The sequence below is a fragment of the Oenococcus oeni DSM 20252 = AWRIB129 genome (genome assembly GCF_000372485.1).
GTDB classification, from domain to species: Bacteria; Bacillota; Bacilli; order Lactobacillales; family Lactobacillaceae; genus Oenococcus; species Oenococcus oeni.
On sequence record NZ_AQVA01000010.1, the window covers coordinates 22,440 to 35,537 of the forward strand.

Below are 13,098 nucleotides of genomic sequence, written 5' to 3' on the forward strand. Positions count from 1 at the left end.
CCTCCGTTTGTTTTGTTTAGCAAACGGAGGTTTTTATTATGCAAATAAAAAATAATCAACTATATATTGGCGGTGTTTCAGCAGACCAAATCGCCCAACAATTTGGAACGCCGGTCTATGTTTACGATGTTGGCCAAATTCGTTCAATTATCAGCGACATGAAAGAAGCTTTTGATGCTGAAAAGCTTAACTACCAAATTAGTTATGCCAGCAAAGCTTTCTCGACAGTCGCAATTTACGACGTCTTAAAGCATGAGATAATTCATTGCGATGCGGTTTCTGGAGGTGAAATAGCAACGATCGCCAAAGCCGGCTTTCCGATGAAGAATGTTTCTTTTAATGGCAATAATAAATCCGCCGATGAATTGATGATGGCGATCGACTATAAAATCGGCACAATTATTGTTGATAATTTTCATGAACTGGATTTGTTGAATGAAATTCTTAGCGAAAGAAAAATATCTCAAAATGTTCTGATGCGGATAAGCCCGGGAATTTCTGCCCATACACATAAATTTATCTCAACTGGACAGCAGGACAGCAAATTTGGCTTTGATTTGGCTTCTGGTCAGGCGAAAAAAGCTTTTGATAAAATTCAGGCTTCCGAATATCTCAATTTATTGGGCTTGCATGCTCATATTGGTTCACAAATTTTTGAAAGCAGTGGTTATTCAAAACTAGTTGATTTGTTGATTAAAACCGCAAGCAAATGGCATTTTCAAGCAGAAATAATTGATGTGGGCGGTGGTTTCGGCATCAAATATACTGACGCGGACGACCCGATTCCAAATGCTGAATTTATTCATTTGATCTGTCAAACGGCTAAAGCTTCCAGTCGAAAATATCATGCTAAATTACCAGAAATTTGGGTCGAACCCGGGCGCTCTATTGTCGGCCCGGCCGGTTATTCACTTTATACAATTGGTGGTCGCAAAGATATTCCTGGTATTCGTTCCTATCTGTCGGTTGATGGCGGAATGGGGGACAATATTCGTCCAGCGCTTTATCAAGCAGAATACAAAGCTGTTCTGGTCGACCAAGTCGATCTCCCTAGTGAACAGGTTGTCCGAATAGCCGGAAAATATTGTGAGTCAGGAGATGTCCTAATTCAAAAGCAGGAATTGCCCAAAACTTATCCCGGAGATTTACTGGCTGTTTTGGCAACCGGAGCTTATGGCTATTCGATGGCCTCCAATTATAATAGAAATCCACGCCCGGCGGTTGTTTTTGCGGAAAAAGGCAAGGCGAAATTAGTTGTTAAACGAGAGACTTATGAAGATATAACCCATCTTGATTTAAATTACGAGGTAGAAAATGACTGAATTAGACGCACAAAAAATAATCGATTTTATTGCTAACTCAAAAAAACAAACAGCAGTTAAAGTTACTTATAAAGGTCATTTGAATGGCCGAATTCCTACTAGTATCCAAAATTTTTCCAATTCCGATTTTGGAATCCTTTACGGCGATTGGAGTGATATTAAGCCGCTATTGTCCGGTCTTAACAAAAAAGATTATTTAATTGAAAACAATGCCCGTAATTCGGCGGTTCCTTTGCTCAATATTAAAGATATCAATGCGCGAATAGAACCGGGGGCAATTATCCGCGATCAGGTAAAAATAGCAGATAATGCTGTCATCATGATGGGAGCTGTGATCAATATCGGGGCCGAAATAGGAGAGGCGACAATGATTGATATGGGTGCTGTTTTGGGTGGCCGGGCAATTGTTGGCAAACATTCTCATATTGGCGCCGGAGCAGTTTTGGCTGGCGTTGTCGAACCAGCCTCTGCGCAGCCTGTCCGTGTTGGTGACAATGTTTTAATCGGAGCCAATGCGGTTATTATCGAGGGAGTTCAAATTGGCGATGGTGCGGTTGTCGGTGCCGGAGCGGTTGTCATTAACGATGTGCCTGCTCATACGGTTGTGGCTGGCGTTCCTGCTAAAGTTATTAAACAAATCGATGAAAAGACAGAAAATAAAACAGCCCTCATTGATGCCTTAAGGAGCCTTTGATGCTTAGTGACGAGCAGTTAATCAAAATTCGCCGGCATCTTCATGCTAATCCGGAAATCGGTATGCAGGAAGTAAAAACGCATCAGTTTTTGCTGGAACAGATTGCAAAATTTCCGCAAGAAAATTTGACAATTGAAACGATTTCAGAAATACCAACGGCGCTTTTAGTTCGGATCGCTGGATCAGATCCAAAGAGGACAATTGCTTTGCGGACTGATATGGATGCTTTGCCGATTCAAGAAGAGACTGGTTTGGATTTTGCCAGTAAAAACGATCATGTTATGCATGCCTGTGGCCACGATATTCATATGACAGTCGCGCTTGGTATTCTCTCTTATTTCGCCGAGCATCAGCCAAAAGATAATTTATTAGTATTTTTCCAGCCGGCCGAGGAAAACGAATTCGGTGGCAAGCGTTTCTATGACGCCGGTGGTTTTCAGGGTGAATATCTTCCTGACGAATTTTATGCTCTGCATGTTAACCCACAGCTGCCGGCTGGCCAGATCGCCAGTCGCAAAGGGACGCTCTTTGCCGGTTCAAATGAACTGCGTATCAGTTTTATCGGCAAGTCCGGCCATGCCGCTTATCCACAAAATGCTAAGGATTCAATTGTTGCAGCAGCGAATTTTGTTACGAATGTTCAGACGGTGGTCTCTCGGAATGTCGATCCTATTGAAGGTGGTGTCGTCACGATTGGTAAATTTAATGCTGGAAAAGCGATGAATATTATTGCCGGAAAGGCAGACATTGAGGGGACAATCCGCAGCTTTACCCAATCTGGCATGGAAATTATGACAAAACATATACGCATGATTGCCGAGGGCATTGCTGGCGCCTTTGGCCAGGAATTGAAGATTAATTTTCGTCAGGGCGGTTATATGCCGGTCGTTAATGATGAACGAACGACAAACTTTTTTATCGATTATATGAAAAATGCCGATGGAGTTGATTTCAAAATTGTCCAACCGGCGATGATTGCTGAAGATTTTGGTTTTCTTTCGAATCAATTTGAGGGAACAATGTGTTGGTTGGGTGTTAACGACCCTAAGCACAGTTTGCATTCTGACCATTTAAATCCGGATGAATCAGCAATCACAAAGGGCGTTGAGGCCATAAAGGGCTTTTTGATAGCGAGGATGCAAAAATGACAAATTTACTAGAAAATACAAATTTATTGACAGCAATTATCACGCCGTTTGATAAAAACAATCGGATTGATTTTCAGGTTTATCGTCGTCTGATTGATTCGCAAATTTCAGATGGAGTAAAAGGCTTCGTTATCTCTGGTACTACCGGTGAAGCACCGACTTTGAGCCACGATGAGAAAATTGAGTTATTTAAAAGAACAGTTGATTTTGTGTCTGGAAGAGCGAAAGTGATTGTCGGCACTGGTTCCAATAATACAAAGGAAACTATCGAATTTACAAAAGAGGCGGGCCGGATTAACGGAATCGATGCAGCGTTGATCGTCACGCCTTATTATAATAAGCCTGACCAGGCCGGCATGATTGCTCATTTTTCAACTATTGCTGACGAGAGCCCGCTTCCAATTGTTATTTATAATATTCCCGGTCGAAGTATATCTGCTTTAACGGTCGAATCGCTTTTAAAGTTGGCCGATCATCCAAATATTATCGCTGTTAAACAGTGCAATTCCGATTATGATATGTCTGAATTAATCGAGCACGCTCCAAAAGATTTTCTCGTTTATACCGGAGAAGACGGGCAATCATTTTTAAATTATGCTCTTGGCGGCGCAGGGACAATTTCGGTTGCTTCACATTTTTATGCCAAGGAATTTGCTGATATGTTTTCCGCAATTGATAATGGAGATTTTAAAAAAGCAGCCGGAGATTTCCGTTTCATTAATCCGAGAGTTAAGGCACTTTTCAGTTATCCTTCGCCGGCCCCGGTAAAAGCTGTTTTTAAGCGTTCGGGAATTGATGTTGGAATTCCCCGCTTGCCGATTCTTCCTTTGGACAAGGCACAGACTGATGGAATTATGCAGGTGTTAAAGCTATGAAATCAATTTTACTGGCTGGTGCTTTTGGAAAAATGGGTCGAGAGATCCAGAAGCTAATTGCCGAACATAAGGATTGGTCTTTAGACGCAATTTTGGTTCATGAACATTTTCCGGAAAATTATTCCGGCAGGGCGAAAATTTTCCGGCAATTAAGTGAAATAAATCAACATTATGATCTTTGGATCGATGTAACGAAGCCGGATTCGGTCTTTGAAAATGCTGTCTGGGCGATTGAACATAATACTTCACTGATTATTGGTACTAGTGGTCTAAAAAACGATCAAATTACAAAGTTAAAGTCGCTTGCCGATAAGAATTCCGTTAGCGGCATTATTGCTCCTAATTTTAGTATTTCGGCGGTTTTAATGATGTATTTTTCCGGTATTGCGGCGAGATTTATGCCAAATGTTTCGATCGAAGAAATTCATCATCCGGATAAGCTTGATGCTCCCAGTGGAACAGCCAGAATAACCGCCGGAATTTTGGCAGATAATGGGGCCAGCACGAAAACTGTTTCAACGTCAGCTGACGGCGATAAAAATATTATTGAAAAGGTTCTAATTACTTCCAAGCGAAAAAAAGACTATGTCGCCTATCAATCAGTGGATTTCGTTAATGAATATGAAACTTTATCGATATCACAGAATAGTTTGGACCGTAAGTCTTTTATGCCTGGCGTTGAATTAGCAATCAAAAAAGCTAACCAACAGCAAGGTTTAGTTGTAGGATTAGATAAAATAATGGGGTTGAAATAAGTTAAATGGTCAAAGAATACAATGTAGCAATTCTAGGTGCGAGTGGCGCAGTCGGTACAAGAATGCGCGAACAATTGGAACAATCGACAATTCCGGTCAAGTCACTGAAACTGTTGGCTTCCAATCGTTCGGCAGGTAAAAAAAGTACTTTCAGAGGAAAAGAATACACGATTGAAGAAACTAAACCGGAATCTTTTGACGGTATTGATCTGGTCTTATCTTCAGCCGGAGGATCGGTTTCCAAACGCTTTTTACCGGAAGCAGTTCGGCGTGGCGCAGTTGCAGTTGACAACACTTCATATTTTCGAATGGACAAAAACGTTCCATTAGTTGTTCCTGAAGTTAATTCCGGGGTTTTAAAGAATCATCATGGGATAATTTCCAATCCAAATTGTTCCACGATTCAAATGGTTGTTGCCTTGAAACCCATTTTTGATGCTTTCGGTCTAAAACAGGTAATCGTTTCGACTTATCAGGCAGCTTCCGGAGCTGGTCAATCTGCTTGGAATGAATTGGAAAGGGAAAGTTCCGAGTATTTAAAAGATCAAAAAATGCAGGCAAAAATTTTGCCTGTTAAGGGGGCTGAAAAGCATTATCCACTTGCATTTAATCTTTTACCACAAATCGATGTTTTTGAAGACGACGCTTATACTCACGAAGAATGGAAGATGATTCACGAAACGAAAAAAATTTTTTTTGATGACATGAATTCGTCTAAAATTAAAGTTACAGCTACAACTGTTCGTGTCCCTGTTCCGGTTGGCCATGGCGAGACAGTCTACTTTCAAGTTGAAAAGGCTAATGAAGCTTCTGCTGAAGCAATTCAAAATGCGGTTGCCGATGGTGCTGGTTTGGTTTTGCAGGATGACCCTTCACAACAACTTTATCCGCAGCCGATCAATGCGGCGGGCAAACGAGAAACATTCGTTGGCCGGATTCGTCCGGACTTAGAAAATGATGGCAGCTACTGGATGTGGGTTGTTTCCGACAATCTTTTAAAAGGGGCAGCTTGGAATGCCGTGCAGATTGCCGAAGAACTTGTTAAAAAAGATCTTGTACGTGTTGCGGATCCGGAAAAATCATACGAAATGTATAAGGAGAACTAATGCCAGAATTAAAAGAGGGCGTCATTAATAGTGTTCGATCGGATGTTAGAAACATTACGACCAATAAAATTCGTGCTGTTGATATGGAATTCCGCAAAATTGACGGACTACTTCGTTTAACATTGGGTGAGCCCGACTTCAATGCTCCGGAATTAGTTAAGAAGGCGATGATTAAATCGATTGAAGATAATGAATCGCATTATTCAACTGCGCGTGGATCAATTGAATTTTTAAAAGCGGCAGCTGATTTTTTAAAGCGTAATTACGATTTAAATTACGATCCGAGGACCGAAATTTTGTCGACAGTTGGATCGACCGAAGCGATTTTTTCAAGTTTATCAACGATTTTAGAAGAAGGTGATGAACTTTTGGCACCTTCGCCGGCCTATCCTCTTTATGAACAGCTTGCTCATGTTAACCATACGAAAATGGTTTATATTCCGACCAATGATACGAATTTTGTTTTAACTCCCTCTAAACTGCAGAATGCAATCGAGCAGCATCCACGGGCAAAGGCAATCGTTTTGACCTACCCAAACAATCCGACTGGTGTCGATTATTCTGTTGAACAGCTAAAAGAGCTTGCCACTGTAATTGCCAAGACTAATTTATTAGTTGTTTCCGACGAGATTTATTCAACGCTTAATTATGTCGGAAAACATGTTTCGATTGCTTCATTGCTTCCGGAACAGACGATTGTTTTAAATGGTGTATCCAAATCCCATGCGATGACAGGAGACAGAATTGGTTTTGTTGCAGCGCCAAGGGATTTAATCTCTCAAATTGTTAAAATTCATCAATTTGCAATCACGGCCGTTTCAAATCCAGCTATGGCCGGTGCAGTGGCTGCCCTGAATCAAGGGGATGCTCTGACTGAAAAAATGCGTCAGGAATATATGAAACGGCGTAATTATTTGATTCCGGAATTCAAAAAAATCGGTTTTGATGTAGCAGCCCCGGATGGTGCTTTTTACCTTTTTTTGAAAATTCCTGCCGATCAAAACCAGGATGATTTTGCTTTTGCCAGGGAACTTGCCCATAAAGCTCTCGTCGGATTAATTCCCGGCTCTTGCTTTGGCCCTGGAGGAGAAGGATATCTGCGTTTGAGTTACGCTGCTTCTGAAGAGACTCTCCATGAAGCTTTGAGACGTTTACAAAATTATTTGGCATAATTATTTGCTGTTTTTTAATTACATTTTTCTGTCAGTTTTCTTGACCAATTAAATTCTATTTAATCTCTCAAATGCTAAACTGAAAAGGATTTTAAGGAGTAGTGATGACAAAAAATTTTTTGGATCCTCAATTGGCAAAAGCTGTTTCGGGCGAGGAAGAACGGCAGCGGCATAACATTGAATTGGTTGCTTCCGAGAATTTTGTCTCAAAAGCTGTCCGCCAAGCACAGGGCAGTGTTTTGACGAATAAATATTCTGAAGGTTATCCGGGGAAACGCTATTATGGCGGTAATGAATATATCGATATTGCCGAAAATTTAGCGATTGAACGAGCAAAGGAACTGTTTGGTGTTAGTTATGCTAATGTTCAGCCGCATTCCGGTTCCAGCGCGAATTTTGAAGCATATATGGCTTTTCTGCATCCTGGCGATAAAATCCTTGGAATGAACTTGGATTCCGGGGGCCATTTAACTCATGGAGCCAGTGTTAGTTTTTCAGGCAAAATGTACGAAGCTCAGTCTTATAAAGTTGATTCAGAGACTGAATTACTTGATTATGATGCGATTTTAAAACAGGCAAAAGAATTTAAGCCTAATTTAATTATTGCCGGCGCTTCGGCTTATTCCCGAACGATCGATTTTCAGGCTTTTCGTGATATAGCTGATGAAGTCAATGCTTATTTGATGGTTGATATTGCTCATATTGCTGGTTTAATTGCGGCTGGATTGCATCCAAGCCCGGTTGGATTGGCTGATATCATTACAACAACTACCCATAAAACTCTTCGAGGACCTCGCGGCGGTATGATTTTGGCTGACGAAAAATATGCTAAGAGGATTAATTCGGCCGTTTTCCCGGGATCACAAGGTGGCCCTTTGGATCACGTGGTTGCGGCCAAGGCAGCGGCCTTTTATGAAGATTTGCAGCCTGATTTCAAGACTTATTCTGCTCAGATCATCAAGAACGCGAAAACAATGGCCGATGCTTTTTCCAAAGAGCCGGATGTGCGTGTTGTTTCCGGTGGTACTGACAATCATATGTTCACTCTCGATTTAACCAAGACTGGTTTAAATGGCCGACAAGTTCAAGATTTGTTGGATTCTGTTTCTATTACTCTTAATCGCGAGGCCCTTCCGAACGAGAAACGTTCGCCCTTTGTCACTTCCGGTGTTCGAATTGGTACTCCAGCCATGACTACCAAGGGCTTAAAAGAAAACGAAATGCTGCAAATCGAACACTTGATTATGCGGGCTATTCACGCTCATGATGACAAAAATGAATTAACAAAGATTAAGCGGGATGTTTTTGATTTGATGGATAAATTTCCTTTTGATTCCAATCCCTTCTGAATATTTTTAAACTATGAATATTATCGAAGAAAAACAAAAATTACGTCGACAGCAAAAAAAGCGTTTAGACAGTTATGACCCAGATGATAAGAAAGATCAATCGATTCTTCTCTATCAGGCTCTTTTTGAAAGCAATGATTGGCTAAATTCGGAAACGATCGCTGTAACTCTTAGTTTGCCTTTGGAATTAAATACAAAGCCAATCGTTAAACAGGCGTGGGAATTAGACAAAAGGGTTCTTGTTCCGAAGATTATCGATAAAAAAATGATTTTTGTTGAATTTGACGAAACAAGTAAACTTGCCCCGGGGAAATTTCATACTTTGGAACCTGAAACTTCTGTTGAGATCCCTAAAGAAGAAATTGAACTGATGATTGTTCCTGGATTGGCTTTTACGAAGTCTGGCAAAAGATTAGGCTTTGGTGCTGGTTTTTATGATCGTTACTTGGCTGATTATTCCGGCCGAACGGTTTCTTTGGTCTTGAAAGATCAGTTATTGGAAAATATACCAAATGATAAATTAGACATTCGCATAAAAAAAATTCTAACGCCCAAAGATTGAGCGTTTTTTTCTTAAGTAAGTAAAGCCTTCGCCCAACTGTTCGGAAACTATTCTAATGGAAACAAAAGCTTTAGGATCTATTTCTTCGATAATTTCTCTGACCTGACGGACTTCCGATGGGTCGACAACAACATATACTGCTTTACCGGGAGTTCTTTTATAAGCGCCTTCGATATTTATATATGTTGAGCCTCTTTCGAGATCTTTCATGATTTTGTCGGCGATTTCAGCTGGTTGACTGGAAAAAATCATGAATTCACGGGCGGAGTAACCGCCATCCTGAATAAAATTAATCACATTGGCGGAAACAAAAGACATAATCAATGTATACATCATTTCTGCAAAATTTAGGTAAATCAGGGACATCGCCAAGACGATTGCATCAATTGCAAACAAAGATTTTCCCATCGTAACACCAAATTTTTGTTCGATGATTCTGGCAATAATATCCGATCCACCGGTAGTTGACCCAAAACGAAAGACCAATCCAAGTCCAATTCCAATCAACAGGCCGGCTAACAAAGCTGATATCAGCTTGTCATGATCAAGATTTATTAAAATCGGGAATTTTTGAAAAAGCCATAGCCAAAAAGATAATAGGATAATACAATAAAAAGTCGATAGAATTTGTCTTTTTCCTAATTTTAAAAAGCCGATTATTAAGATAGGTACGTTAAAAATAATATTTGTGATCGCTGGATTAATCGAAAACAAAGCGCGAAAAATCAACGTAATTCCGGTTACACCGCCCTCAGCCAATTTATTGGGAATATTAACGTAAATTAAAGCAAACGCATAAAAAGCGCAGCCGATCGTATAAGCAACAAAATTTAATGGTTTAATCTGCTTGAAAAAAGAAGTCATGTCCTAAGTATATGACATGAGGCTTAAGCGAACAGCGGGGATCGGACCCGTGACCTCCACCTTGGGAAGGTGGCGTTCTACCACTGAACTATGTTCGCATACAGCGGAAAAAAGTTTCCGCAAATCATTATATCAAACAGCGATCGGAGCTTTAATTACATCTTCGTGAATATAATTCTCAAGTTTAATATCGCTCATTTCATAATCGAAAATTGACTTCACGTCTGGATTAAGCTTCAGAGTCGGAAGTTTATGTGTTGGTTTTGACAACTGCTCTTTAATTTGGTCAACGTGGTTATTGTAAATATGGGCATCACCAATCGTATGAATAAATTCACCGACTTCTAATCCGGTTTGTGCGGCAACCATTGAAAGCAGAAGCGAGTAACTGGCGATGTTAAAGGGTACTCCCAAAAAATAATCGGCCGATCTTTGGTACATTTGTAGGCTAATTTTTCCGTCTACTACATAAAATTGACTCATAACATGACATGAAGGCAGAGTGGCAAACGGCGTTGTTTCGGGATCCCAAGCTGTTAAAATTAAACGACGGGAGTTGGGATTAACTTTAATTTCATTGATTAAACGGGTTATTTGGTCTACGCTGCCATCGTCGTTGGCATCCGGCCAATGACGCCAAAGCTTTCCGTAAACATCCCCGATTGTTCCGAATTTTTTGCTGAATTCGTCATCGTTTAAAATTCGATCAACAAAGATTTTCTTTTGCTCTTTATACTGTTCGGCGAAAATTGGATCTTTTTGCGTGCGCAAACCAAAATCAGTCATATCGGGGCCTTTATACTCATTGCTTTCGACCCATTTTTTAAAGGGCCATTCGTCCCAAATATGATTGTGGTGTTGCAGGAGAAAACGAATATTATTGTCACCGCGCAAGAACCACAATAATTCCGATTTAATTCGTCCAAATGCGACTTTTTTACTGGTCAGCAAAGGAAACCCCTCAGAGAGATCAAAACGCATTTGCGCACCAAAAATCGAGTGTGTTCCAGTCTTGGTCCGATCCATTTTCGAGGCCCCGGTTTCCAAAATACGTCGGGCAAGGTTTAGGTATTGTTCTTCATTTCGGCTCATGAATAATATGTTAATGATATTTTTGTTTCCACGCAAGCGTGTTCGGAAATTAGAAATAAAATAGATTTATAAATTCAAAATATATAAAAAAAACTCGTCAAAGACGAACTTTTTTAAGATATTCCTTTAAATTAAACTAAAATTAGAAAACCGACAAAGACAATTCCTAGGCCATACATGACCGGCGTGACCTCCTTGGCCCGACCGGTTAAGATCATCAACAATGGATAGGTGATAAAACCAAGTGAAATGCCATCTGAAATACTGTAAGTTAACGGCATGCCGATCGCAATCAATAAAGCAGAGGCAGCAACTGGAAAATCCTTCCAGTCGATGTCTGCCAAATTCGAAGCCATCAATACACCAACTAAAATTAAAGCTGGAGCAGTGACCTGGTCAGTGACAACCGCCAACAACGGACTGAAAATCAATGAAAAAAGAAATAAAATTCCAACGAAAATTGCAGTTAGACCGGTTCTTCCACCGACAGCAATTCCGGCAGAAGATTCGATATAAGCAGAAGTTGGCGAGGTCCCCAAGATTGGCGCGATTAACATTCCAACCGAGTCCGACATCAAGGCTTCCCCGACTCGAGGCAGTTCGCCCTTTTTATTCAGAAATCCGGCGTTTTTAGCCAAACCAACCAAGGTTCCGGCTGTATCAAAGAAAGTAACCAGTAGAAAAGTAAATACTGCGATCCATAATTGAAAAGTATTGATATCTCCAAGGTGCGACAAGGCTTTTCCAAAAGTCGGCGCCAAAGACGGGGCTGCAGAAACGACCGCCTTGGGCAAAGCGATTAATCCGGTTAGGATACCGACAACTGTCGTACCAACCATACCTAAGAAAATAGCAGCTGGAACGCGCCTAGCGTATAAAATAAAAGTCAAAAGAACTCCAAAAATTGTTAGCAAAGTTGTTGGTGTCCCAAAGTTTCCCAAGGTAACCATTGTGTCTTTTGACGAAGCAACAATTCCGCCGTCCTGGAAACCGATAAAAGCAATGAATAAACCGATTCCAGCAGCAATTGCAGCCTTTAAGTCATGTGGAATTGAGTTAATAACGATTTCACGAATTTTAAAGATTGTTAAGATGAAGAACAAAACTCCAGCAATGAAAACAGCCGCCAGAGCAGTTTGCCAAGGAACCTTCATGCCAACAACAACCGTATAGGCGAAGAAAGCATTGATTCCCAGCCCGGGTGCAATCGCAAACGGGTACTTAGCTACTATTCCCATAAAGATAGTTGAAATTGCCGTAATTAACCCCGTTGCGACAAAGACAGCACCTTTATTCATTCCAGCAACGCCAAGCACGCTTGGGTTAACGAAAAGAATATAGGCCATCGAGACGAAAGTGGTCAGTCCGGCAACAAATTCCCGACCAATCGTCGTATTATTCTTTTTTAGTTCGAAATATTGATCCATTTTCCCTCCAGAAGGGATTATTAACCACTAAAACACGAACATTTAAATTATTTTTTTCACATTATCAACAGATAATAAAATAGAAATTTACTTGCAGATTGATAAGATTAATGTATGAAGTTTGTCACATCGGATACACATTTTTTTGATGCAGGTTTAATGAACCATCCTAATTTTGCTCCGGCTCGACAAAATTTTTTTCAAGTCGAGGATATGAATCAGGCAATCATTGATGCTTGGAATAAGGTTGTTTCGCCAATCGATACCGTATATCATTGTGGGGATATAGGTATTTTTTATAAGCATGGCAGTAAGGAAGAGATGCTGAAAATATTAAAGCAACTGCATGGAAACATTATTTTTGTTAAAGGGAATCATGACAGCCAGGATTTTTTTAAGTATCTGGCAGCCAATAATTATCGAATTGAAAATCAACAACTTAAATTCAGTTTTCACTATGTTGGTGCATATTTCAAGTATGATCATCGCCAATATTTTTTGACTCATTACCCTCTGATTTTCGGTATCACGCCTAATAGCATTAATTTACATGGCCACATTCATCACAATTCGGTAGATATTAAAGAAAATATCAATGTTGGGATCGATTCTGCAGATTTTGATTATTTTCCAACTGACCGACAGCCGGATTTTGGAGCGCCTTTATCAATGAAGCAGATTGAATATCTAGTTAATGCTAAGAAAAACGACTTTGCTAAAAGAGCTTAATAC

13 protein-coding genes and 1 tRNA gene are annotated in these 13,098 nt (G+C 40.3%); 10 read left to right on the top strand and 4 right to left on the bottom strand.

The features are described 5' to 3' along the window. Positions 1 to 38 precede the first annotated feature (38 nt). The 9 genes from lysA to A3G9_RS0107320 all read left to right on the top strand — a co-directional run bounded on the left by lysA (position 39) and on the right by A3G9_RS0107320 (position 8,983). Positions 39 to 1,322, top strand: coding sequence for a diaminopimelate decarboxylase (lysA, locus tag A3G9_RS0107280; RefSeq protein WP_002818650.1), 1,284 nt, complete (start codon positions 39 to 41; stop codon positions 1,320 to 1,322). Continuing rightward, positions 1,315 to 2,016 (top strand): 2,3,4,5-tetrahydropyridine-2,6-dicarboxylate N-acetyltransferase, encoded by a 702-nt coding sequence (dapD, locus tag A3G9_RS0107285; protein WP_002817353.1) that lies wholly within the window; start codon positions 1,315 to 1,317, stop codon positions 2,014 to 2,016. Before lysA ends, dapD begins: the two co-directional genes overlap by 8 nt. After that, on the top strand, positions 2,016 to 3,164 hold the full coding sequence (locus tag A3G9_RS0107290; RefSeq protein WP_002818652.1) for an N-acetyldiaminopimelate deacetylase: 1,149 nt from the start codon (positions 2,016 to 2,018) through the stop codon (positions 3,162 to 3,164). Before dapD ends, A3G9_RS0107290 begins: the two co-directional genes overlap by 1 nt. Next, positions 3,161 to 4,039, top strand: coding sequence for a 4-hydroxy-tetrahydrodipicolinate synthase (gene dapA / locus A3G9_RS0107295; protein WP_002817351.1), 879 nt, complete (start codon positions 3,161 to 3,163; stop codon positions 4,037 to 4,039). Before A3G9_RS0107290 ends, dapA begins: the two co-directional genes overlap by 4 nt. Continuing rightward, a complete protein-coding gene (gene dapB / locus A3G9_RS0107300) occupies positions 4,036 to 4,794 on the top strand; it encodes a 4-hydroxy-tetrahydrodipicolinate reductase (RefSeq protein ID WP_002818653.1) in 759 nt (252 codons plus the stop codon). Before dapA ends, dapB begins: the two co-directional genes overlap by 4 nt. 5 nt (positions 4,795 to 4,799) lie before the next feature. Continuing rightward, positions 4,800 to 5,900, top strand: a complete 1,101-nt coding sequence (locus A3G9_RS0107305; protein WP_002817349.1) for an aspartate-semialdehyde dehydrogenase — start codon at positions 4,800 to 4,802, stop codon at positions 5,898 to 5,900. Continuing rightward, complete coding sequence (locus A3G9_RS0107310) at positions 5,900 to 7,072, top strand: aminotransferase class I/II-fold pyridoxal phosphate-dependent enzyme (protein ID WP_002820601.1); 1,173 nt, start codon at positions 5,900 to 5,902, stop codon at positions 7,070 to 7,072. Before A3G9_RS0107305 ends, A3G9_RS0107310 begins: the two co-directional genes overlap by 1 nt. 104 nt (positions 7,073 to 7,176) lie before the next feature. Then, entirely contained in the window at positions 7,177 to 8,421 is a 1,245-nt protein-coding gene (gene glyA / locus A3G9_RS0107315; protein ID WP_002818655.1) for a serine hydroxymethyltransferase, read from the top strand. Between the two features lie 13 nt (positions 8,422 to 8,434). Next, positions 8,435 to 8,983 (top strand): 5-formyltetrahydrofolate cyclo-ligase, encoded by a 549-nt coding sequence (locus tag A3G9_RS0107320; protein ID WP_002817346.1) that lies wholly within the window; start codon positions 8,435 to 8,437, stop codon positions 8,981 to 8,983. Here A3G9_RS0107320 and A3G9_RS0107325 read toward each other — a convergent pair. The 4 genes from A3G9_RS0107325 to A3G9_RS0107340 all read right to left on the bottom strand — a co-directional run bounded on the left by A3G9_RS0107325 (position 8,966) and on the right by A3G9_RS0107340 (position 12,366). Beyond that, positions 8,966 to 9,847, bottom strand: coding sequence for a YitT family protein (locus A3G9_RS0107325; RefSeq protein ID WP_002818662.1), 882 nt, complete (start codon positions 9,845 to 9,847; stop codon positions 8,966 to 8,968). The genes A3G9_RS0107320 and A3G9_RS0107325 overlap by 18 nt on opposite strands. Before the next feature lie 26 nt (positions 9,848 to 9,873). Then, a tRNA-Gly gene (locus A3G9_RS0107330) sits at positions 9,874 to 9,945 on the bottom strand. A 34-nt stretch (positions 9,946 to 9,979) separates the two neighbouring features. Then, the gene (locus tag A3G9_RS0107335) at positions 9,980 to 10,939 is read right to left on the bottom strand and encodes a thymidylate synthase (protein ID WP_002818663.1); all 960 of its coding nucleotides are present in this window, start codon (positions 10,937 to 10,939) and stop codon (positions 9,980 to 9,982) included. A 131-nt stretch (positions 10,940 to 11,070) separates the two neighbouring features. Continuing rightward, complete coding sequence (locus tag A3G9_RS0107340; RefSeq protein ID WP_002817343.1) at positions 11,071 to 12,366, bottom strand: NCS2 family permease; 1,296 nt, start codon at positions 12,364 to 12,366, stop codon at positions 11,071 to 11,073. Between the two features lie 114 nt (positions 12,367 to 12,480). Here A3G9_RS0107340 and A3G9_RS0107345 point away from each other — a divergent pair, with 114 nt between their 5' ends. Further along, complete coding sequence (locus A3G9_RS0107345) at positions 12,481 to 13,095, top strand: metallophosphoesterase (RefSeq protein WP_002820598.1); 615 nt, start codon at positions 12,481 to 12,483, stop codon at positions 13,093 to 13,095. Positions 13,096 to 13,098 lie beyond the last annotated feature (3 nt).